This is a genomic window from Bradyrhizobium sp. CCBAU 11357, assembly GCF_028128865.1.
Classification (GTDB): domain Bacteria; phylum Pseudomonadota; class Alphaproteobacteria; order Rhizobiales; family Xanthobacteraceae; genus Bradyrhizobium.
On record NZ_LBJW01000092.1, the window covers coordinates 61,781 to 83,485 of the forward strand.

Below are 21,705 nucleotides of genomic sequence, written 5' to 3' on the forward strand. Positions count from 1 at the left end.
AGCGGCACAGGCACCAACTCCGGATCGGATACGATGGGCGGAGCCTTCAAGGGAACGGGAACACCGAGCTACGGAACCAGTCCAGGGATGGGGTCCCAGAAGCGGACGCAAAATTAGGTTGTGGCGGCTGGGCGGGGCACCGCAGGCAACCCGCTCAATCGACCCTCACTGTCCGAGACGATGGCGGACGGGAACGACCCCGGGATAGGGGCGGCTGGGCCTGTCGAGGCGGGGCGTCGCGGACTCGCGGGTGGCCCGCAGCCGGAGCACCACGAAGGCGATGTTGAGCGCCAGCCAGACCAAGACTGCGGAGATGGCAAAGTGGAGCACTGCCAGACCTCGCTGTGAGAGCCGGACCAACATCCCAAGGTTGATTTGGTTCCTCCCACCGCGGCGACGGCGTTGCCGCGCTGCCTGACGCTCCACCGAAAATCCGAAAGATGTGTCTGTGCTTGGCCGGCGGGCTGAAGAAAGCTCAGCGCTGGAATTTGCGAAGCCGCTTTTGCGCTTTGGCCTCCGTCACGGCCCGTTGTCTCATCGGCGACATCGCTGGACGTTCACTGCAGCGGCCGGCCACGAAGCCGAGGCGAGCGCCGCTGCACTTCCAGGATCAGCTCTTCTTGGCCGCCTTCGACTTCAACGAAAGACCAAGCCGCAACGCCATGCGCTTGACCGCATCAGGCGAGCGCCCGAGAGCTTTCGCTGCCTGCTCCAGCGAGGCTGCAGACTTGGCCAGCTCCATGAGCCGGCGATCTTCCTTGAACGACCAGGGCCTGCGCGCCATAACCGAAATGATCCTCTCGTCGACACAACGACAAAGCCGCCAAGCGGACCCATGTTCGCTCGACGGCTTTGCTTGGGTGGGGCCGAGCTTGGGGGAGCCCGGTGCGAGAGATGGATAAGCAATCGCTGAGAGTTCGCAACAAACAACGCGGGTTAAGCTAACCTCTCAACCTTACCGCGATGAAGTTGCCGCATGACGCTCCGTAGAACAACGGATGCTACGTCAGCACTGGCATCGCGATGGCAGCCAGATGCCCTTGACGAGGTGTCAGTGCCTGTTCTGCAGATCGCAGCCGTGCCCGAGTTACCGCGCATTCGGCCGCTTCGTTCGAGGCTGCTGCCGCAGTGAACACGGGTTAATATCGTGGGCTGGATATCGCCCTCGAACGATGAGAGATTTCGTCATCCCCTGGGGCTCGCGGTTCTTGCAACGACCAAACTTCAAGCATCACGTTGCACAAACTTCATGTTCCTCTGACAAAACTTTCAGCGCCGATGATCTTGAAGTCGTCACAACATCACGTTGAAATGAGCCGGGAGGAGCGTTCCGATCATTGGGAACATTCCAAATGTTTGCAATTCTGGTTTTGATTTCGATCTTTGCCGCCGGCTTTTGCTGCGGCTATGGCGTGCGGGCGTGGCGCTCCCGCAAGCGGTCGGCACGATATCGTCTCTATGCGCCCTACACGCCGGCAGCGATGGGTGCCAAGCAGAGCGAGCATCCATCGTAGTGGCTCGGCCATGGGCGGATGTGAGCGCAAGCTTATCTCGCCGTGCGGCCCGGTCGGATAACCATGCGCAGTTAGGTTAACGTGATGCGGTTCTTGAGAGCTTCGGAAAGGCAACCTAGAACGTAGCAATTCATGGCGAGACTTTACTTGAGCCGCCTCCATATTTTCGCGGCTCGCATGGGTGGGCGTGAATGGCGTATTTGATTGCGTTGCTGGGCGCGACTTGCGCCCTCGTTTTGATCGCGTTTGTTCGTGGCTTTGAGCGGCGGCTGAAGGATCGCCCAGGACCGTGGATCATGAACGAGGGCCCTGCGCATGACTGATCAAAGGCACAACGCGCCGCGCAGATATTTCGTCAACGCCCAAGGGCATCGTGTGCTGATCGGCCTGTCTCCGGAGGAGACGGCGGAGTTCGAAGCACTGGACCTCGCATCGAACGAGACAGGACAATTCACATCCGAGGTCCGCGCACGGGTAGGCGCCGCTGCGGACGGCGAAGTCCGCTGGCTCGAGCTCTATGCCAGGCACGAGGGAGCTTGGCGGGCATGGATCGCACAAAGCCAGACCGGACGGGCGCCGGATTCAGGATTTGTTAACTACGTCTGACCGATGGTACCCGCCTTAAATCTCGTATGTGGGATGGCCCGGATGTTTCAGCTGTTCCTGAGAGCGCGCGCACACAATCTCCTCGGCTCCCGCCGCGAGGACAAAACCTTCAAGGCCCGCTCGGCCGAGCGCGATGCGGAGACCGACCGCGTGCGGATCGGAGCTGTTTTGGCGGCGATCGAAACCGCCTTGCAGGAGGCGGAGAGGGAGCAGGCCGGGCTCAACCGGCGTGTCGACGATGCCCTTGCGCGTGCTTCCGTGACCTTCGGAAACGGCACCGATGAATATCTCGAGCGGGAGGCGCTCGATAATTATCATCAGGATCTCTTCGCGGCCGACATCTCGAACGGCCAGCGCCGGCTCAAGGAATTGGCGAGCACCATTGCTCACTTGAAGTTCGTCAAGACCGCAATGCTCACGCGCTTTCCGGATTTCAAGCCGCCGCAGCTCAACAGCTAGGAGCGCGTCCGCGGCCATCCTTCGAGACGCCCGCTTTCAGCGGGCTCCTCAGGATGAGGACCGAGTGCGTTGCGCCAGCTTTTGGACGAAGCACGAATGCCGCTTAGCCTCATCCTGAGGAGGCGCGTTAGCGCCGTCTCGAAGGATGAGGCGCGCGCTCGGATGGTGCACAGCCCTGCCGGCACGCAGGGCAAACGCATGACAATTGCGGTTTGGCGCCTCGTTCCTTTTTGGTATGGTTCGGGCAGCATTCACGGACTGAAGGAGCGACGAGGTGCCGGTCAAGAATCTGCGGACATTGGTTGGGCTGGCATGCGCTTTGACCCTGGCGGTGCCGGCGACGGCCTCGGCCATTACCGTCGAAGTGGCGCGGGCATGCGATGCGGCCGTGGCCAAGGCCTTTCCGCCCAGACAAATAGGCAACCCCGCAGCGGGGAGCACCAAGGGAACGGGCAAGGACCAGCGCGAGTACTTCCGGAAATGCGTCGCCAACAACGGCAAGGTCGACGACATGCCGGCGGATGCGCCAAAGGACAACAAGCCGGCCAAGTAAAACGGGAAGGCTGCGTTATCGTCGCGGCGGCGGGCAGGGCGAATAGAACGCGCCGTTGGTCGCATTGATGCGCTCGACGCATTGGTTGGGATCGGTGATCGTCCCCGCAACCGTGAAGTCGTAGCCCATGCCCTTGACCAAGACGATGTAGCGGCCGGGGGCGAGCGTGAAGCCGTCCTGCTCCGGTTGCAGCAACAGCATTCTCGACTGGTCGTCGATCGGACCTACCTTGTAGGGGTAGGACATGCTGCGGATGACCCAGGAATCGCCGGCGCTGACCATGGCCGCTTTCCCGGTTGCATCGACGCCCATGGCGCGGGAGACTTTCGCGATCACCCGAACTTCGGTCCCGCCGGCCTCGACACCCCCATCGGGCCTGAACACGACGAATTTGACATCACCGTCCGGCACTGTGGTCACGCTCGGCGTGTTGATGGCGGCCGAGATCGCGACGCGCCGGTCCGGAATCTTTCCGGGTACCGGCTTCAGCTCATGGAGCTGGCCCTCGCTCAAGGCGTAGACGCCGAACGTCGTCGGCAAAGGCATCGAGGGGTGCGCCGCCGGCGCCGGGCTCTCCGGCGTCCGTTCCGGGGTCTCGCCCGCCGCGGGAGTCGGGGTCGCGGTCGGTTGAGGCTCGGGACTTCTAGGCGTGCGCTCGGAGAGCGGCGCCACCTGCGACAATGCGCTCAGCTGGGTCTTCAGCCGTGGCCAATAGACGATCGCGGTGCCGGCCCCGGCGATCAGCAGCAGGATGGCGCTCAATCGCACCAGCGAATTGAAGGCTCTGCTCCGTTTGGGTTGGTCAAGCGAACGTGGCGGTGCGGCAGGATGGCGCGGCGTCTCGGGAGCCGTCGGAATGGGCGGAGGAACAGGGACGTCGACCAGCGGAGAATTCGCCGCGGAAACTGCGGCAGCCTTTGGCGGTGATGATATTCCGCTTCGCTCAAAGGACCGTTCGACCTCCCGGATGGCGCGTTCGAGGACTTGCTGGAGCTCTCGCGCTTCCCGCGCATCGGCGTGGGTGAATTGTTCCAGAAGCTTGACGCGAGCCAGCTCGTAGACGACATCCCGCATCTGCCTGGGGTCGCCCGAGACTTCGCGGATCCGCTCCGATAACAGGCGGACGAGTCCGGCCTTGATCTCTTGCGCCTGCGAGGCGTTGGCTGCGGTGTCGCCGGTCTCGGTCATCAAGACCGATCAACTAGCCCGGATAGTGCCGTTCCGCTAGGCTTTTTCACCCCGGACCCCGTCGGTCGCGGTGAAACGCGCTGATGCTCCGGCCCCGCAAAGGTCCTGTGCGATCCTCTCGTAGAGCTTGCTTTTGGGCAGAAACCTGTGACATTTCGACCAGCTCCTTCTTCCGGTGTGTGGACCATGCGCGGCATTTTGACAGCAATCATGTTTTTGGCCTTTCTGGTTCAGCATGCTTCGGCACAAGGGACCAAGGACCAGGCCAACACCACGAGCTCCAGCATCGTGACGACACCTGAGAAAAAGAAGCAGACCACTCAGGCTGCCTCTCGACCTACCGCTGTCCGGAACGTGGGGAGCCTTCCCACCGGAAAGGCGGCCCAAGGTGTCTGGAGAGATGGCAAGCTGATTGCCGTGCGTCGATGAGGTCGCGCAAGGAACCGTGATGCCGCCGTGAAGGAACGGTGTTCGCCTCCCTGACGTTCTTGCTCGGGAGATCTGGCATGAAACGATTAGTCTTGATCACACTCGCGCTGGTGGTGCCTGCCGGCGCCTGGGCCCAGGGCGTCAATGACCCCTCGAGCCCCAATCGCAACGTGATCATCGTCAACCCGTCGCAGCCGTCGGGCAGCACGGCCACGCCAAATTACCCGAGCCGGATCCAGGCGCCACTGACCCGCGGCGGGCGAGCCATACCTTATTACGGAAACAGAACCCGGGGCAGTGCCTCAAGTAGGCGGTAGGTGTGCCTCCGGCTGGCCCAAGAGAACAACGCCAAACCATCAGCCATCCGGCGGCCGTGCTCAATTTTCGGTAAATCCAGGAAGGCTTCTGTCCTAAGAGAGCGGCGTCTTGGCGAGCTATTGAGGATTGACCTCGACCTCTACGGTCGATGTTCCTGCATCGCGAAGGTTTTTACCCGAGATCAGAAGGGTGAATTTATCGGGGCCTTGCTTGTCCGCTGCTGCCAGATAGCGGAAGCCGGACCCGAGCACGGTCAATTGTCCCCTTGATGGTCCTCTCACGACCGATACCTTGAAGATCTGCATATACGACCAACGCAGGCCCTGGATGCAGTCGGATCCAGGCTGGATGGTCAGCGTCCACGTCACCGTGTCCCCCGATAGTTCGAACGGCGTCCGTTCCTTGATGCAGAGCGGACTGGCGTGAGCCGCCATGACTAGCGCGGCGGAAGCTGCGATGCAGGCAGCTAGCAGCAACAAGGGTTTCTGAGGCATGGGACGGCAGCTCCACACGCAATTCACGAAGAGAATATCAGCGAGCTAACGAGGTCTTCGACTCCCCGGCCTCGAAAGGTGCTCGTCAACTTCGTGCCAGACGAGGTTGCAAGCTAAAGCGCAAAGCTTGCCTGCGAATTCGCTTTCTTGCAATTGGCAAAGGTATAGATTGATGAGCCGGGCATAAGAGTTTCCGGCCAATGGTCGTCCTTATGCTCTGTGTTTGGAGTTATCAGCGTGCGAACCGCTCGACGTAACCATTCGCTAGATGACGGAAGGTGGTCTGGGACGCTGTCTCGAGCTGTCGTTTCCCTTGCCGCTGCCCTCGGCCTTGGTCTCGCCTGTCCTTGCTTCTGTCTTGCTCAGGCCGAACCGGAGCCCTCGCTCAGCGACTTCCTTCCACCGACCGAGCCGGAAGTCTCGCGCGACGAATGGCGGCAGCGCATCGAGGATGCACGGCGCCGTGCCAAGGAGGTTGCGCGGGAGCGGCGGGAGCATCCGGAGCTCTACAAGCCGATTCCGGAAGATCCGGACCTTGTCGCGACCGAACGCCTGCTTCGCGACGACAGCCTGAAGCCGGGCGACATCGTCGCGACCAAGAAGGGCATGTTCGTCTACCAGGGGCGATCCGACCAGCCGCGCCGCGATCAGGATTTCGTGCCGGTCAACCCGAAATTGGCCCGGTGAGCTAGAGCATGATCCGGAAAAGTGTGTAGCGGTTTTCCGAAAAGATCATGCTCAAACAAAACCTAAAGCGCGATGGCGATTCATCCCAATCGCATCGCGCTTTAGTACCGTCGCAAGATCTCGTTGAATTTGGGATCGGTCACTTTCGTCGTCTCCAGCAGCAGCGACTTGCCTTGCGGAGTTGCCTGCACATAGGCCGCGATCAGCAGCGGCTCGTAACGCGAGCGGTTGGCCAGCGCCGACCGGATGTCGGATTGCGCCAGCAGCTTGATCTCCTCGTCGGTTGCAGCGGCGCTCGAGGTCACGGTCCGGACGCGCGAGAAGGCAACGTCGATCGGCACCGACCCGGTCAGGTAGGACATCTTCACCGCGGGCGTGACCGGCTCGCCGGCCTGGGCCTGGAGCGTGCCGAGCGTGAGCCAGAGCGCGGGCCTGATCGGGGAGACTTTCAAGGCCGCCACGACAGCGGCTTGGGCCGTCTTGTTCTCGCTGGCCCTTCCGCCTGCCTCGGTCGACGGACGGTGCAGAACGTCGGCGGCCATCGCCGCCGCATAATTTGCCAGGAGGTCGCCATCCCACGAGAAAGATGCCAGGCTGCCTGCGCCCTTAAGCTTGGCCTTGTCCGGCGGAATCTCGCCCGAGAACAAGTCGCGGGCGCGAAAGTCCGGCCGTACCAGATCGCCATAGAACGTCATGCCGGCGTGGAGCGCCAGCGCGATCGCGGTCAGGATACCAATGGCGCGAAGCGTGATCACCGAAGTTGCGGGCTAAGCTTTCAAATTGCGAGAAGACTATCGCCTTGGATCGTCAAGAGCGTCAAGTTGCCGGTCGCATACGCGCCGGTGTCGATGTTGATGCGGTTCGGGCGGATATCGGGCGCGCTGACCGGCGTGTGACCGTGAACGATGTATTTGCCGAAGCGCTCCTCGGAGGCGAGGAATTCCTCGCGGATCCAGAGCAGGTCCTCATCCTTCTGGCGATCGAGCGCGACGCCAGGCTTGACGCCGGCATGGACGAAGAAGAAATCGCCGCAGGTAAAGGACGAGGGCAATTGCTGCAGGAAGGCGAGGTGCTCGGGCGGGATCGCGCGCCTCAACCCTTCGATCAACTCGATCTGCTGCTCCGCGGACGGATTCATGGTCGGCGTGATGCCGTAGGAGACCAGCGTCAGCAGGCCGCCATAGTGGCGCCATTCCTGCAGGCGGGCGGGGTCCTTGAGGACCTCGAGCAGGAAGACCTCGTGATTGCCTTTCAGACAAACCGTCTCGTGCCACTTCGAGCGCTCGATCAAGAGATCAAGAACGGCGCGCGAGTCCGGACCGCGGTCGACATAGTCGCCGAGAAAGACCTGAATGGCGCGTTGGGGAGCCGAGCGGGCAAGGTCGGCATCGATCACGGTTAACAGCGATTGAAGCAAGTCGGCGCGGCCATGCACGTCGCCGATTGCATAGACGCGAACGCCGTCGGGAAGCCGCGGCTTGGTCTTCTTGCGAAAGCGTGAGGAAAGGCCCATCAGGTCGGTCGAATCGCATCCAGCGTCACGAGCGGAACGTCGTGACCGCTCTTAGCAGAACAAGTCACACATCGGTATTCTTAATTGTTTCCGATCGATGAGCCCACATTTTGATTAAAGCATCGCGCGGCCTTTGAGCCGTATTTCAAGAGGTCTCGCGTAGCGTCTCCCCAACAAGAACGGGGAGCGCGACATGCGCAAAGTTGTAAAGTTCCTGGCGGCGGTTGCCGCCATCGTCGTTGCTGCGGGGGTGCAGCGGAGTGCGGAAGCCGCCTTTGTCGGCGCGCCCCTGGGGCTGCGCGGTGCCATCCAGTACATCAAGTTCGACCAGCCGACGCTGGCTCCGATGGCGTTCACGCTGTTTTGCCTGAAGTACAAGGACGAGTGCAAGCCGCGGCCGCGGCAGATCGTGTTCCGCGGCGGACGCCTGAAGCTCACGGCCGAGCGCGTGGCGCAGATGCAAGAGGTCAACCAGCGGGTCAATGCCGCGATCCGTCCTGAGCCCAACCTGGAAGGCCTGCGCGGTGAAAAGTGGCTGCTGCATCCGGCAAGCGGCGACTGCAACGACTATGCCGTGACAAAACGCCACGATTTGATCGCCAAGGGCTTTCCGGCGCGCTCGGTTCTGCTGAGCGAGGTCGTCACCACCTGGGGCGAGCATCATCTAGTCGTCGTGGTGCGCACCTTCTCCGGCGATCTCGTGCTGGACAATCTCTCCGGCCACATCATGCCGTGGTCGAAGAAGCCCTATCGCTGGGTCCGCATCCAGTCGCCCAAGAACCCGAACTACTGGGCCTCGCTCGGCGACCGCGCGGTCTAATCAACCGCGCTCTATCGTGATCCGGATTGGCTGACGCTCTGCGACAGTCCGAGGCCCACGATCACCGCAAGACAGAGGATTGCTGCCGGGTGCAGCAATCCGGGACCGGCAAAGCTCTGAACCAGTGCGAAGAGGACGCAGGCCGCAGCCGAAGCGGGAAAGAACGAGTCGCGTCCGCGCTGCAGGGCGCCGAAGAACAGGCGCACCAAAGCGAGCAGGCTCACCGCGATCATGGCGACCAAGCCGACCCAACCCACCCCAGCGAACACGGACATGGCCGCCGAGGGCGTGGTCAGGACGGCGCTGGCATCGCTCTGATAGATCCTGCCCACCGCAGCAAACGTCCCGGCGCCGGCGCCGAACCAGCGTGTGTCGGCCAACATCCGCTCGAACGCGGCCTTCGTCTCGGCCCCCATCTCCGGGACGAGCCGCAGGAGGATTGGTCCGGAGCTCTTCTCGAACAGGAAGGTCAGCACGATCGCCGCGCCGGCCAGGGCTGCTATCGACAACGCGCTCGCGGCCAATGGCGACAGATCCAGTCTGCGGATGACGAGAATCAGCAGGATCAGCACGACGCCAAAGGCCGCTGCGATCGCGCTGGTCGTACCGGACAACCCGAAGATCGCAGCGGCACTGACCAAGGCTCCGACGAGACCGCAAAGTCCGATCGCGACCGAGCGAAGGACCGAATGATGCGTCTCCGCCCGTTCCGCGGCGAGCTGCATCACTGCCAGATTGAGCATGAGGCCGAGCCCGGCCAGGCTCGTCGTGAGGTCATGGGGGACGGTTGCAGCAAGCGCCGGCGAGAGCCGATGCAGGTCCAACATCAAGGCGGAGATCGCGGTGACCCCGCTCAGCACGAACAGAACCAGCTCGGCACGGATGCGGTTGCGGACCACCAGGATCGCGACGCCGAGCAGCGAGATTGCGGCAAGCGCCAGCAGCAGCGCATTCACCGTCAAGCCGATATCGGCCGTGATCGGCCCGAGCGACAGGCCACCGATCACCTCGTGGGCGCTGGCCCAGATCGGATGCGCAAAGCGCAGTGGAAGCGGAGCGAGCTGGGCCGCGATGCACAGCGGAATGGCGACCAGAATCCAGCGGCCCCAGGAGGTCGCACGGACATAGTGCTCGTAGTCGGCCTTTCGCGAGCTCGAGGCGGCGGCCAGCAGGCCTAGCGCTGCGGCCATCGTCCCGAGCTGCGCCCCGAACGTGGCGCCGGCGATTTCGAGAGCGGAAGCGGAAACAATGGAAACGATGAGGGCAAAATAAGCGAGGGACAAACGGCGCGCTCGACAAGGAATCCTGAAACGGTCAGGTCACCATACAAGCGAGCGGTGCGTTTTCAAACAGAGGCCTGCGTCACGATCAGCGGGTGGCCTTGACCGGTCGACCGAAGACGCGGGTGGCGCGTGCGGCGGCAAGGGCAAAGCGCGCCCCCGAACCGAAGAGGTAACCGCCCTGGAGGGCGATGGCGGCGAACGCCGCAGCCTTCATGGTTTCAAGGAAGCCAATGCTGGTCATCATGCCAACCGGCAGCATGGTGAGCACCAGTGCAAATGTTACCGGCAGGAGCACGAACACGCGAAAGCGTTGGCCCAGCACGGCCCCTGTGAGAAAGCTGAAAATCAAAAAGGCGATCATCCGAAACACTCCGTGCTTCGGACCCTAGGTTCCCCACCCTAAAAAGACCCTTAAGTTGTATGGCTAAATTTGGCCTATTGGCCGCAATTTGCCAGCAGCGAATGATAGGCCTCCCGCAGCCCGTTAAGGGCCACCATTCCCTTAATCTCGCTGTCGCCCTCCCTCACCACCACGGACAGCGAGGCCGTCGTCTGCCACTTGCCCGCGGCAAAGGCCGAGACCTCGTCCGGCAACAGCACGGCCGCGCCCGCGGCCGCCATGCTGCCTTCGAAGGTCAAGGTGCCGCTGCTCGCCGCGATGGTCACCTTGGGGCGGCTCCGGGGCGGGAAGGGCCGGATCAGGGCCACCAGCACATCGACCTTTCCCTTCGGGGCGCAGCGCACGATGAGGCCGGCGAAGTCCGGGTCGGACTGGGTGGTGTCGGCGGTCTTCATGATGGCGGCGAAGCTCTCGCCGTACTTCGCCCCTTGGGTCCGGGTGAATTTCCAGATGGACGTCGACGCAGGGGCAGCCACCTCAACAACGCCCGCGCCGCGACAGAAGGCCCCCGCGCTGCCCGGGCAGGGGACAGCGGCGCGATCAGCGGTGCCAATGAAGGAGCCCGCCAACAGCGGGATCAGAAGGAGGCCAGACACGGGTTTCCTGCTCTTAATGGACCAGCTTTAGCAGACGGCGGCGAGGCCAAGAAGCCTTGCGCTTGACACACCGACCCCACGACTGGGGCGATCTGCTCCCGAACCGGGCACACGAAATACAACAAATAGTCACAAAGGGTTAAACCAAGCCCCAAAGAGTGGCCCACACGCAACAGTGGCCGACCGATTGCTCTGTTAACCACCTGGAACCCTTGTCGCACCCACCCCTAGGCCGTACCAATTCACGTCAATTGGGGACCTCGGGCGCGATTCATGTCATCTATTGCCAAGACCTATGTGTTGAAGCCGGCGTTTCTGGCGATCGCTTTGGCGCTCGGGGCGTGTTCGACCAATCCGGGGTCGGGACCGCTCACCGACGACGTCAACAACAAGATCCAGACGGAAAACGCGCCCGCCTACGAGCTGGTGCCGCTCAATCCGGCGACCGTAAAAATCCTGCACACCCACGAGCCCAAGGGCCTCGCCGGTGTGTTCACCGACCGCCGTCCGCCCGCCAGCATCGTGTTCGGCATTGGCGACGTCGTCAGCGTCACCATCTTCGAAGCCGCGGCAGGCGGTCTGTTCATCCCGGCGGAAGCCGGCGTCCGTCCGGGCAACTATGTGACGATTCCCGATCAATCGGTCGACAATGACGGCTTCATCACCGTGCCCTATGCCGGTCAGATCAAGGCCGCGGGCCTGACGGCCGTCCAAATCCAGCGCGCGATCGTCGAGCGGATCGGCAACCGCGCCATCGAGCCGCAGGCGGTCGTGGCGATGTCCTCGCAGCGCACCCAGCTGATCAGCGTGCTCGGCGAGGTCAATTCGCCGGCGCGTTATCCGGCGAGCGCGGCGGGTGCCAAGGATCGCGTGCTCGATGCGATCACCCGCGCCGGCGGCATCAAGGGCCAGGGCTTCGAGACCTGGGTCATGCTGGAGCGTGGCGGACGGCGGGCCACTGTGCCGTTCGAGAATCTCGTGATGGCGCCCGAGAACAACGTCTATGTGCGTCCTGACGACAGCATCTATGTCTATCGCGAGCAGCAGAAGTTCCTGGCGTTCGGCGCCAGCGGCCAGAGCGGCGAGTTTAACTTCGATGCCTGGCGCATCAACCTCGGCGAAGCCGTCGGCAAGGCTGGCGGTCTGCTGGACGGCCAGGCCGATCCGGCTGCCGTGTATCTCTATCGCCGCGAGCCGCGCGAGGTTGCGGCCCAGCTTGGCATTGACGTGAGTAAGTACACCTCGGAGACGATCCCGGTCATCTTCAATGTGAACTTCCGCGACCCCGGCGGCTTCTTCCTCGCCACCAAGGTCATGATGAAGAACGGCGACATCATCTACGTCTCGAACTCGCGCAACGTCGAAGTTGCCAAGTTCCTGAACTACCTGCGTGTGATCATGGCGACCGGCAGCGATGCCATCAATCTTGGCAACGACGCGCTGATCTTCCGCAACAACATCAAGCTGGCGCCGTAGGACGCCGACTTGACCGACCAAAACGATGGCACCGGGGCTTTGTCCCGGTGCCATTTTCGTTTAGCGATCCAATCGGTATTGTCGCCGGGCTGGCGGGAAGGTTCGGATCAAGGCGTCACCGAGTAGGACGCGCCCGCCACTGGTCTCCGCACTGCTGCAAGGGGCTTCATGCGCTTTCGAAGATTTTGCAGTCTTCTGGTTCTCGTGCCGCTCGCCTTCGCCCTCTCACCGGTCGGGCCGGTGCAAGGCGCTGCCGCAGAGATGGGCGTCCGCCATCGCATCGATGTGATGGTTTCCGCCGAGCCTGATGCTCCCGTCTTGCGCCGCAAGGGCGCCAGGGGCGAGCTCTCCTTCACCGTCCGCCTCTCGGCGAACTCCAAGGAGAGCAAGTTCTTCGGGATGCTGCGCCCGTCCTTTCCCGACATCCTCGTGCCCGATGGCCCGGGCAAGCCCCTGGTGCAGCAGTCCAAGCTCTGGGAGGAGGATGTCTGCCATCAGCGTCGCGGCCTGCCGAAAGTCACCGTGACCCAGCTTGGCGGGCATTTTGCGCAAGGCGAGGGGCGGATCGAGATTTCCGCCATCAACCGGCACATCGGCCTGCTGGTGCCGCCTGACGAATTAACCCCCGGAATAAAACTCGATCAGGGGAGTGATAGCTTGGGGCTATTCTATGCGTTCCGGGCGCAGAGCCGGAACAGCCGCCTCAACGTCGACCTGAAGATCTATCCGATCGATTGCTTCCCCTAAGCCCAGAGCAAAGCTCGCAAACCGACGATGCGCCTTTGGCCTCCCATCATGAGCTGGTTCAGGATCCGCTGGTCATGGAGCCTGCCCGCGAGCTGTATCCTGTTCTTCGTGGCGGCCGGTGCGCCGTTTCCGTTCGGCTCGACCAATGATCTATCCATCGCGTTCTGGTGCCTGTGCCTCGGGATCGCGGTGATCTTCGCGCCGACGCGCGATGTGCGCCCGCCGCATCTATGGTTGCTCGCCGGCATCGGCGTGATCGTCGCCGCCTACGCCTTCGTGCTGCATGAGCAGCTTTCCGACCATCCCTTCATCGCACCGTTCCAGCCGATCTGGAAGCAGGCCTCGGACCTGCTCGGCGTGCCGATTGCCCCGTCGGCCTCGATCGTCAAGAACGAGGCGTTCTTCGCGCTCGGCGCGCCGCTCGCCAACATCCTCGCCATCGTGCTCGGCATCACCGTCGGCGCCGACCGGATGCGCGCGCGCCGCCTGCTCTGGGTGATCGCGATCTCCGGCGCGGCCTACGCGCTCTATGGCGTCGCCTCGTTCCTGATCGAGCCCACCATGATCCTGTGGCGGGACAAGACGGCGTATCTCGGCAGCGTCACCGGCACCTTCATCAACCGCAACACGGCGGCGGCCTATTTCGGCTCCTGCGCGGTGATCTGGATGCTCTTGATCCTGGAGGACGTCCGCCGCCGCCTGCCCGAGCGGCATATCGAATGGCGCCGCCTGTCGCTCGACCTTCGCGCGATCCCGCCAAAGGAAATCCTGCCGCAGCTCATATGCCTGCTGATCTGCCTGATGGCGATGTTCATGACCGGATCGCGCGCCGGCGTCGCCCTGTCGCTGCTGGCGATGATCGTCGCGTTCACGCTGTTCCTCCGAAAAGACCTGCCGCCGCGCACCGGCATCTGGATCTCGCTGGGCTCAGGCCTTGCCGTCGCGCTCGGCCTGTTGCAGCTGCTCGGCGGCCGCGTTTCCAGCCGCTTCGACAGCAATGGGCTCGTCGACGAGGGCCGCATCGAGGCCTGGAAATCGACGCTTCGCATCATCGCCGACAACCCATGGTTCGGCACCGGCATTGGCACCTTCCAATGGGCCTTCCCGCCCTACCGCAGCCCCAACATCTCGATTCGCGGCATCTGGGACGCCGCGCATTCGACGCCGCTGGAGCTTGCCTCCGAGGTGGGCATTCCGATGGTGCTCTTGGTGGCGCTGGCCTGGGCGGTGATGCTGCTCGTCCTGGCCAAGGGCGTGTTCGGACGCCGGCGCGATGCCATCATTCCGCTGGCCGCGGCGGCGACCGCAACGCTGTCGCTGCTGCATTCGTGCCTGGACTTTACGCTCCAGGTGCCCGGCTATAGCATTCCGTTCTTTGCGCTTTTCGGCGCGGGCCTTTCGCAGTCCTTCTCGAGCCGGGAGGGGCGCCCCACGGCCGATGCGCTCTCCACCACGCGGCGAGGCGAGGGCCGCACCGCAACCGCGGGCGCGGCCCCGCGCGCGCTGCCCGAGCTTCATAAAAGTGTCTAGATTTGAAGCGTTTGCGCCGTTTACGAAGTCTTTAGAATAAATGGACAGCCCTTTTCTCTTCGGATAGGTTCCTGCACTGCACAGCTATTTGCCCGGGCCGAGGAAGCAATCGGGGCAGCTGATTTTTTTGGAGGTTTGATTTAATGAGCGTTATCAGAAGCGCGCTTCGCATGGCTGCCGCTGCGGCCCTCGCCGCGACGATCAGTTCGGCCGCCAGCGCCGCCATTTACCCGCCGCAGCGCCAGCTGCCGGCCACAGTCATTTCCGAGTTCAAGGCTTCGCCCAACAGCCTGTTGCAGCAATATCCGACCGGCGGCCCGCAGCTGATCTCGCGCGTGCGCGATCTCGGCGCCTCCGATCCGACCACGGTGCCCGGCCTGATCGCGCTGCTGAAGGATCCCGCGACCACCACCGACCAGATGCGCGCCATCGTCGCCGGCCTCGCCCAGGTCGCCCGCATGGCCGCCCAACAGGATCAGGCCTACGCTAATGAGATTCAGACCGCGATTGCCGGCACTGGCAACGCAGATGTTATCGCTGCTTATCAAGCCGCGACGGGCGATGTTGCGATTGCTGCCACTGGCGGTGGCGGCACAGGCGGTGGCGGTGCGACGGGTGGTGGCGGCCCGACCGGCGGCGCCAACACCAGTTCAACGACATTAGGCAACAACGGGACCCCCAACACGGCTCCGAATTTCAGCGGTTCGGTCACCGCCGCGACGACCAGCGTCAGCCCGCGCTGAATCCCCAGTCGTTGATACGGCGTAGTTGCAGGCTTGCCGAGCGATAAAGGATCTTGTCAGGCGGCGCCGTTGTGGCGCCGTTCCCGCGTCTTTGCTTATTAAGCTTCATTCGATTTGTATGTTGTCGGGCGCTTTTGCATAGCCGCAATTCAGTTTCATGTTGGACGTCCGCCATGTTATTCCTTCTGTTCGCGTAAGTTCATTTTTTGGGGCGCACAACCTCCGGCTCGAGCGTAAGGGACGATCTCGAGACCTGTATTTGGGTTGATGACCGGACGGTTTTAGGAATTGCGACATGCTGCAGGTGAACAAGCCGAAATCGGAGATCAACCGCGAGTTGATCAAATTCGAAGGCCCCGACTCGCAAACGCTCGCCTCTTATCTTGATATCGTGCGTCGCCAGTTCCCGACCATGGTCGCGATCGTCTCAGCCTGCGTGATCCTGGCGCTGCTCTATCTCTTCACCGCCGCGCCGCAGTTCACCTCGACCGCCTCGATGGTGATCGACACCCGCAAGGTGCAGCTGTTCCAGCAGCAATCGGTGCTAGGCGATGTCGCGGTCGATTCTGCCACGGTGGAAACCCAGGTCGAGATTCTGAAATCCGAAAATATCAGCCTCGCCGTTATTCGGGATTTGCATCTGATCGATGATCCCGAATTCACGGGCAGCAGTGGTGGCTTTCTTGGTGCGATGATTGGCACGGTCACCGGGGGGCATGCCTCCTCCGAATTCGAGCTGACACGGAAAGCGTTGCAGCGCTTCGAGCGCAACCGGACCGTCAAACGCTTGGGCCTCACCTATGTCATGGAGATTGGCTTTACCTCGCGGGATCCTGCCAAAGCCGCCCGGATCGCCAATGCGATTGCGGATGCCTATATCGTCGATCAGCTTGAAGCAAAATACCAGGCGACGCGCCGCGCTAGCGTCTGGCTCCAGGATCGCATCAAGGAACTGCGGACCCAGGCCTCGACGGCGCAAAGGGCCGTGGTGGATTTCAAGCAAGTCAACAACATCGTCGACACTGGTGGCCGGCTGATGAATGAGCAGCAACTCGCGGAAGTTAACAGCCAGCTGATACTTGCGCGCGCCGCCACGGCCGAAGCCAAGGCGCGGCTCGACCGCATGAATGACATCGTCAAGCAGGAGATACCTGACGCGTCTGTTGCAGACGCGCTTAAGAACGACACCATCGTCAAGCTGCGTGGGCAATATGTCGATATGGCTTCAAAGGAAGCGATCTGGGCAACAAAATATGGCGCCGATCACCTCGCCGCGGTTAACCTGCGCCGCCAGATGACTGAGATCAAGAAGAACATTACCGATGAGTTGAGGCGCATCCAGGAATCCTACAAGAGCGATTACGACATCGCCATCACACGTGAAGAGAGCATCAGAACCAGTCTTGCCAACGTCGTCTCGGAATCGCAGCTCACCAATCAGGCGCAGATCCAGCTCCGCGAGCTTGAGAGCACCGCGCAATCTTACCAGGCGATGTACGACAATTTCTTGCAGCGCTACATGGAGAGCGTGCAGCAGCAGTCGTTCCCGATCACAGAGGCGCGCGTGATTAGCGCGGCCACAACACCTCTGGCGAAGAGTTCCCCCAAAACCCTGGTTATACTGGGTGCAGCTTTGCTTGGCGGATTGATGCTGAGCTTTGGCGCGGCTATGGCGCGCGAGCTCACCGATAAGGTGTTTCGGACCACGGGGCAGGTGGAAGAGGTGCTGGGTGCCAGCTGCATCGCGATTCTGCCGACGCTGGACGAGGCTGCCGCGTCGTTCCCCGTTCTCGGCAGCAAACCCGGCAAGAAATCTGACAACCCGCAGCCCAATCTCCTGCGCTATGTCGTCAACATTCCGCTCTCTCGCTTTGCGGAGGCCGTGCGTTCGCTGAAGGTGGCAGTGGATCTCAATTCCATCGTTCGGGAGAACCGGGTTCTGGCAGTCACCTCAACTTTGCCGAGTGAGGGCAAGAGCACACTCTCAAGCAATCTGGCACAGCTGATGGCGCATAGTGGTGCCCGTGTTATCCTGGTAGATGCCGATTTGCGCAATCCCTCGCTATCGCGCGCGCTGGTGCCGCACGCAGAGATCGGGCTGGTCGATGTCATTGCGCAGAAGGTGCAGTTGGACGATGCGCTCATAGTCGATCCCGAAACCAAGCTGTCGATGCTGCCAGCTGGTAAGACCTCGAAACTATTGCACACCAACGAGATCCTCGCCTCCCACCCGATGCGCGAGCTCGTGGCACGGCTCCGCTCTAAATACGATTATGTCGTGCTCGACATGCCGCCGATGGCACCCGTGGTGGACGTGCGGGTCACCTCTTCGTTTGTCGATTCCTACGTCTTCGTGATCGAGTGGGGGAAGACCAAGATGGACGTCGTCAAGCACAATTTGCGTGGTGCGCCGGAGATTCAGGACAAGCTGCTCGGGGTCGTTCTGAACAAGGCGGACACCAAGTTGCTGGCGCGCTATGAATCATACCACGGCCGCTATTACTATCAGAAGTACTACGCCCGTTATGGATATGTGGAATAGCGGCAGCATTGCGCGGCAAGCGTGGAAGCGGGCGCCGATGCTGCTGCTGGGCCTGATTGGCATGCTCTGGTCGTCTGCCGTGCTGCCGTCGTTCTGGCGAGTGATGCCGGCGCGTGAGCTTTCGTCGCGAATTCTGCTGAATGATCGCTTTAAGCCCGGTGTACTTAGCAAGGTGCTAGCACGGATCGAGCGGCAGCCCGCTCCGGTCCTTGTGCCTCATGAGCTTGCGCGAGCGGAAGCGCTGGTACGGCTTCGTGTTGCCGAGGAGGCCGTCAAGCGGGCAAGTTCGGAGGACGCTGATCGCGAGGTGACCTTGACCGTGGAACAGGTCAGGTCCTCTCTTTCATTAAATCCCACTGATTCCTTTCTTTGGCTGATGCTCTATTCGGTCGAGACAACGCGCAACGGTTTCGATCCCAGCAACGTCAGCTATCTCGAGCAATCCTATGCCATGGCGCCGCGGGAAGCTTGGATTGGACTCCGCCGCAACAAGTTGGCGCTCGCGATCTTTCCGAACCTTAGCGAAGCAGTACAGGCAAAGGCAACGCAGGAGTTCGCCGGGATGGTTGATGGCGATTTCATTGACGACGCTGCGATCAATTTGAAGACGGTGGGTTGGCTCCGTCGGGACCGCCTCCTCGCGAGCTTGGAGCACGTGGATATCACTCAGCGTAAGTCGCTCGCAAAAAGACTGGTCGACGATGGATTGAAGGTCCGAGTTCCGGGCGTTGAGATTGATGAGAAGTTGTGGCGGTGATCATCAAAATTTCTTCCCGATCCATTCGTGCGGCCGCCGTCTATTTCGCCTTTCTGCCCGTATTTGGCGCCCACGCGCAAGCGATCAGCCGGAGCCCTTCTCGGCTTACGATACAGGGGCCGGCAGAACAGTCTTACCAGCCGGTGCTCCGCGACGCATTGGGACGACCTTGCCTGGACGTCGAAGCTGCGACTCGCGTCCACGTCATCAACCCGACCCTAGTCGATCACGTTGTCAGCGTAAAGAACAGCTGCCCGCGTTCGATAAGCGTCAAGGTCTGCTATGTAAACTCGGACAAATGCAACGCTTTTGATGTCGCCTCGTACAAGCGAGTCGACACCATTATTGGAACGATGAGCGGAATAAAAAACTTCAAATATGTCCTTTTGCAGAAGTAGTTACCTACAAGCGGATTTGCTCCCTTGTTTGGATCACTTCGGGGCGATGATCAATCAAAGGTGCCGTCTGATTGCGCTACGTTGCTCCGACCGACCGACGTATTCGTGAGCGCTGCCGGTGATCAAGTCGTCGTGCGGCAAGCCTACGAGAATGGATTGCGCAGAAGGGCGGGACCACAATCGAACCAGGATATCACAATGTTGGAATGACTCTTGAACAAGATCGTGATGCAATGATGAGAAACAGGTGATTTCTTGACATTGCTTCGCCTGACACTCAATGGGCAGAGCGCACACCACAAGAACCTGCCAATGGCTCGGGCACGATCGCGAGGAACTGTGAGCGACGGATACAAGCGGTTCACGCTGCTTATTCTGGTCGGGACGGCTGTTGTTGGCGCGGTGATCCTGGCGCTCACGCGGGTGCCGCTGCCGGTGACGAAACGCATGGAAGGGGCCACGCAACTTAGTCTGCTGCTGGATGGCCCATTCGGGGCGCGGTTCGCCGGAGAAATGACCGCCTACAAGCGAGAATACTTCGCCCCGAACGTCACGGTGCGCGCCGATCCCAACGATTCCGATTTTGTCGCGGCCGTTGCACGCCAACATGCTATTGGCGTGACGAGCGGCCACAAGTTCCTCTTGGCGGCTTGGCGCGGCGTTCCAGTGACCGCCTTCGCAGCAAGCTTCCTTGACACGTCAATCGCGATCTTCACGCTGGAAAGCTCCGGATTGCGCCGGCCGGCCGATCTTATCGGCAAACGTGTCGGCTATCGCCGAGCCACCGAGGGCGAGGTCATTTTTGATGCCATGATGGCGCAGCTCGGCCTTCCGCGGAGTCAGATTACCAAGGTGGCTGATCGCGACACCTTCGACGCGCTTCGCGCCCGCGAGGTGGAGGCCATCATCGCTCCCGTCGATGATCGGCCAAGTCCGTCTGTTCCCAGCGCTGATGCCCGGCTAACCGTCATCAAGCCGCAGGATTACGGAATTCACGTCCCAGGGCTGGTCTATTTCGCGAGCAATGATCTCATTCATGACCAGCCCTCCCTGATCACGGACGTGCTCCAGGGGCTAATCCGAGGTTGGCGGTTCGTCTATACGGACTACGCACAAAGCGTGCCTGTTCTTGTTGGATTCGACCCGGAGAGGCTGGACCCAAACCGTGTCAGATTCGAGCTGCAGCAACAGCGGCACCTGATTCTGCCGACAGGTGGGCGGATCGCCGACTATGACGAAAGCCGCTGGAGAACTCTTCGTGACATTCTGATCTTTGCCAAGCTGAGGGAGGAAGAGTTGCCCCTCGCCCAATTGGTCAATTATCAGCTGTTGCGGGACGTCTACCGTCGCTCGCCGGATCTTGCCACATCGGGGGCCGAGAGGGGCGAGAACTAGGTCGGACATGCCACAGTACCGCGCTATTCCGCCTCAGGGGTCGATTTCGTCTGGTGCCCCGGTTGCCTAATGACCCGACGGGTTGATAATCTGCTTTGGCTATGTGAGCCGGATCGCCGGGTGGGTCACGGAGCTCGGTCGCCGCTGGGTTCGTCCGCTCTGACAAAGCGGGCGCTATCGGCGAATTCGGTTGGGGCAAGGGAGCTTTACGAATGTTGCAGACGTTCGCGCGGGTGGGTCTTCTGAGCTTGGCTGCATCGTTTTGTGCGGCCAGCGGCGCCGGCGCTGCTGTGCAGATGCCTGTGAGCGCAGCGCTGCTTACGGGTGAAGGCCAGGCAACACCGGTGACCTTCTGGGCACAGCCTTACCCCTATCGCTACGTGCCATCGCGCCGCTGTCCGCGGGTCCGCGTCGAGACACCGTATGGTTGGTACTGGGATCGCGTCTGTGCGCCTGTAGGCCCTGTCCTCCGCCGTGCATACTAAACCCCCGATTCAGCCGTCTGATTAAAGACTGGGCTTCGTGTCCCGCGGGCGCTGCGCCGAGGTATCATCTGAGGCACCACCTCCTAACTGGCGCTCGGTGAAGTGGCTCCCGGTTGCTTTGCGACGGCCTGGATGAGGCCGAACGTTTGTCGGTCTCCAGCCAACGGCCTCGCCAGGCCGGCCTATTTTGCTGCGGAAAGCCTGGACCTCGATTTCAAATTGGAAACCATCTGCGAGCGCTTCTGGGCGCCCGCAATGCGCGCAGCTATATAATTGGACCTTGCTTTAATATCGCCCATGATTTAATTTTATTATAAGCAGGCCCTATAATTTAATCGATAAAAATGCGACTGCATCGGCAAAGGGAGGCAGACCACAAACTGCCCACAATAGGATCATACTGCGCTGGCGACTTGGGATGGGGGCAGGCTACTAAGCGAAAGGATCGGCATTGAGTGATTTGCCCAATGTAACTACCTTGGCATTGTTGAACCTCATCCGGCTGCTCGCTGCCGAACTGGTTGCCGGAGAGCATCGCGATGATTGCGCCAAGTTGATCGAGGCGATGGATAGACAGCTAACCGCGACGCCCCTGCCAAGAGGTATCGACGTCAACGACGCCCGTGCCGGCATTGCTGATGCGCGAAAGCTTTTGCGACCCTACATCAAGCATGTTCGAGATCAGGCCGAAGCCGCGCGAGCCCGCGATCAGGCGGCGCAGCTCGAGGGCAATCAAGGCCCGAGTTTGCCCAGGTCGAAATATCTCCAATAG

The 21,705-nt window shown here is 61.5% G+C and carries 25 protein-coding genes; 15 read left to right on the top strand and 10 right to left on the bottom strand.

Going from position 1 to position 21,705, the window contains the following annotated elements:
- Positions 1–165 precede the first annotated feature (165 nt).
- Both XI05_RS12955 and XI05_RS12960 read right to left on the bottom strand, forming a co-directional pair.
- Positions 166–330 (bottom strand): hypothetical protein, encoded by a 165-nt coding sequence (locus XI05_RS12955; RefSeq protein WP_271502030.1) that lies wholly within the window; start codon positions 328–330, stop codon positions 166–168.
- A 280-nt stretch (positions 331–610) separates the two neighbouring features.
- Complete coding sequence (locus XI05_RS12960; protein ID WP_271502031.1) at positions 611–784, bottom strand: hypothetical protein; 174 nt, start codon at positions 782–784, stop codon at positions 611–613.
- 568 nt (positions 785–1,352) lie between these two features.
- On the opposite strand from XI05_RS12960, the gene XI05_RS12965 reads away from it, so the two are divergent.
- The 4 genes from XI05_RS12965 to XI05_RS12980 all read left to right on the top strand — a co-directional run bounded on the left by XI05_RS12965 (position 1,353) and on the right by XI05_RS12980 (position 3,132).
- Complete coding sequence (locus tag XI05_RS12965) at positions 1,353–1,514, top strand: hypothetical protein (protein ID WP_172785737.1); 162 nt, start codon at positions 1,353–1,355, stop codon at positions 1,512–1,514.
- Between the two features lie 315 nt (positions 1,515–1,829).
- On the top strand, positions 1,830–2,120 hold the full coding sequence (locus tag XI05_RS12970) for a hypothetical protein (protein ID WP_271502033.1): 291 nt from the start codon (positions 1,830–1,832) through the stop codon (positions 2,118–2,120).
- Between the two features lie 42 nt (positions 2,121–2,162).
- Positions 2,163–2,579 carry a hypothetical protein gene (locus tag XI05_RS12975; protein ID WP_172785739.1) on the top strand — a complete coding sequence of 139 codons (417 nt, stop codon included), beginning with the start codon at positions 2,163–2,165 and terminating at the stop codon, positions 2,577–2,579.
- 274 nt (positions 2,580–2,853) lie between these two features.
- On the top strand, positions 2,854–3,132 hold the full coding sequence (locus tag XI05_RS12980) for a hypothetical protein (RefSeq protein WP_257187486.1): 279 nt from the start codon (positions 2,854–2,856) through the stop codon (positions 3,130–3,132).
- Positions 3,133–3,147: 15 nt separating this feature from the next.
- Here the strand turns inward: XI05_RS12980 and XI05_RS12985 are convergent, their stop codons facing one another.
- Complete coding sequence (locus XI05_RS12985; RefSeq protein WP_271502036.1) at positions 3,148–4,320, bottom strand: hypothetical protein; 1,173 nt, start codon at positions 4,318–4,320, stop codon at positions 3,148–3,150.
- 506 nt (positions 4,321–4,826) lie between these two features.
- Between XI05_RS12985 and XI05_RS12990 the strand changes: the two genes are divergently transcribed.
- Entirely contained in the window at positions 4,827–5,066 is a 240-nt protein-coding gene (locus XI05_RS12990) for a hypothetical protein (RefSeq protein WP_271502041.1), read from the top strand.
- Between the two features lie 117 nt (positions 5,067–5,183).
- Here the strand turns inward: XI05_RS12990 and XI05_RS12995 are convergent, their stop codons facing one another.
- Positions 5,184–5,561: a hypothetical protein gene (locus XI05_RS12995; protein ID WP_271502043.1), complete on the bottom strand. Its 378-nt coding sequence runs from the start codon at positions 5,559–5,561 to the stop codon at positions 5,184–5,186.
- Between the two features lie 237 nt (positions 5,562–5,798).
- On the opposite strand from XI05_RS12995, the gene XI05_RS13000 reads away from it, so the two are divergent.
- On the top strand, positions 5,799–6,248 hold the full coding sequence (locus XI05_RS13000) for a hypothetical protein (RefSeq protein WP_271502044.1): 450 nt from the start codon (positions 5,799–5,801) through the stop codon (positions 6,246–6,248).
- Between the two features lie 101 nt (positions 6,249–6,349).
- Here the strand turns inward: XI05_RS13000 and XI05_RS13005 are convergent, their stop codons facing one another.
- Both XI05_RS13005 and XI05_RS13010 read right to left on the bottom strand, forming a co-directional pair.
- Positions 6,350–7,003 carry a hypothetical protein gene (locus XI05_RS13005; RefSeq protein WP_271502046.1) on the bottom strand — a complete coding sequence of 218 codons (654 nt, stop codon included), beginning with the start codon at positions 7,001–7,003 and terminating at the stop codon, positions 6,350–6,352.
- Between the two features lie 20 nt (positions 7,004–7,023).
- Positions 7,024–7,761, bottom strand: a complete 738-nt coding sequence (locus tag XI05_RS13010) for a metallophosphoesterase family protein (protein WP_271502047.1) — start codon at positions 7,759–7,761, stop codon at positions 7,024–7,026.
- A gap of 193 nt (positions 7,762–7,954) precedes the next feature.
- Here XI05_RS13010 and XI05_RS13015 point away from each other — a divergent pair, with 193 nt between their 5' ends.
- Positions 7,955–8,581 (top strand): transglutaminase-like cysteine peptidase, encoded by a 627-nt coding sequence (locus XI05_RS13015; protein ID WP_271502049.1) that lies wholly within the window; start codon positions 7,955–7,957, stop codon positions 8,579–8,581.
- Positions 8,582–8,592: 11 nt separating this feature from the next.
- Here the strand turns inward: XI05_RS13015 and XI05_RS13020 are convergent, their stop codons facing one another.
- The 3 genes from XI05_RS13020 to XI05_RS13030 all read right to left on the bottom strand — a co-directional run bounded on the left by XI05_RS13020 (position 8,593) and on the right by XI05_RS13030 (position 10,860).
- Positions 8,593–9,771, bottom strand: a complete 1,179-nt coding sequence (locus tag XI05_RS13020; protein WP_271502050.1) for a hypothetical protein — start codon at positions 9,769–9,771, stop codon at positions 8,593–8,595.
- 178 nt (positions 9,772–9,949) lie between these two features.
- Entirely contained in the window at positions 9,950–10,225 is a 276-nt protein-coding gene (locus XI05_RS13025) for a hypothetical protein (RefSeq protein WP_271502051.1), read from the bottom strand.
- Between the two features lie 74 nt (positions 10,226–10,299).
- The gene (locus XI05_RS13030) at positions 10,300–10,860 is read right to left on the bottom strand and encodes a hypothetical protein (protein WP_271502052.1); all 561 of its coding nucleotides are present in this window, start codon (positions 10,858–10,860) and stop codon (positions 10,300–10,302) included.
- 273 nt (positions 10,861–11,133) lie between these two features.
- Here XI05_RS13030 and XI05_RS13035 point away from each other — a divergent pair, with 273 nt between their 5' ends.
- The 8 genes from XI05_RS13035 (at position 11,134) to XI05_RS13070 (ending at position 20,448) form a co-directional block, all read left to right on the top strand.
- The gene (locus tag XI05_RS13035) at positions 11,134–12,336 is read left to right on the top strand and encodes a polysaccharide biosynthesis/export family protein (protein ID WP_271502054.1); all 1,203 of its coding nucleotides are present in this window, start codon (positions 11,134–11,136) and stop codon (positions 12,334–12,336) included.
- 168 nt (positions 12,337–12,504) lie between these two features.
- Entirely contained in the window at positions 12,505–13,083 is a 579-nt protein-coding gene (locus XI05_RS13040; protein ID WP_271502056.1) for a hypothetical protein, read from the top strand.
- A gap of 48 nt (positions 13,084–13,131) precedes the next feature.
- Positions 13,132–14,613 (top strand): O-antigen ligase family protein, encoded by a 1,482-nt coding sequence (locus XI05_RS13045; RefSeq protein WP_271502057.1) that lies wholly within the window; start codon positions 13,132–13,134, stop codon positions 14,611–14,613.
- A gap of 143 nt (positions 14,614–14,756) precedes the next feature.
- A complete protein-coding gene (locus tag XI05_RS13050) occupies positions 14,757–15,356 on the top strand; it encodes a hypothetical protein (RefSeq protein ID WP_271502059.1) in 600 nt (199 codons plus the stop codon).
- Positions 15,357–15,651: 295 nt separating this feature from the next.
- On the top strand, positions 15,652–17,898 hold the full coding sequence (locus XI05_RS13055; protein ID WP_271502060.1) for a polysaccharide biosynthesis tyrosine autokinase: 2,247 nt from the start codon (positions 15,652–15,654) through the stop codon (positions 17,896–17,898).
- A gap of 37 nt (positions 17,899–17,935) precedes the next feature.
- Positions 17,936–18,655, top strand: coding sequence for a hypothetical protein (locus XI05_RS13060; protein ID WP_271502062.1), 720 nt, complete (start codon positions 17,936–17,938; stop codon positions 18,653–18,655).
- Positions 18,646–19,053 carry a hypothetical protein gene (locus tag XI05_RS13065; protein WP_271502064.1) on the top strand — a complete coding sequence of 136 codons (408 nt, stop codon included), beginning with the start codon at positions 18,646–18,648 and terminating at the stop codon, positions 19,051–19,053. The genes XI05_RS13060 and XI05_RS13065 overlap by 10 nt, the downstream gene beginning before the upstream one ends.
- A 339-nt stretch (positions 19,054–19,392) precedes the next feature.
- Positions 19,393–20,448: an ABC transporter substrate-binding protein gene (locus XI05_RS13070; RefSeq protein ID WP_271502066.1), complete on the top strand. Its 1,056-nt coding sequence runs from the start codon at positions 19,393–19,395 to the stop codon at positions 20,446–20,448.
- A 1,062-nt stretch (positions 20,449–21,510) separates the two neighbouring features.
- Here XI05_RS13070 and XI05_RS13075 read toward each other — a convergent pair.
- Positions 21,511–21,705: hypothetical protein (locus XI05_RS13075; RefSeq protein WP_271502068.1), on the bottom strand; the 195-nt coding region annotated here is incomplete at its 5' end.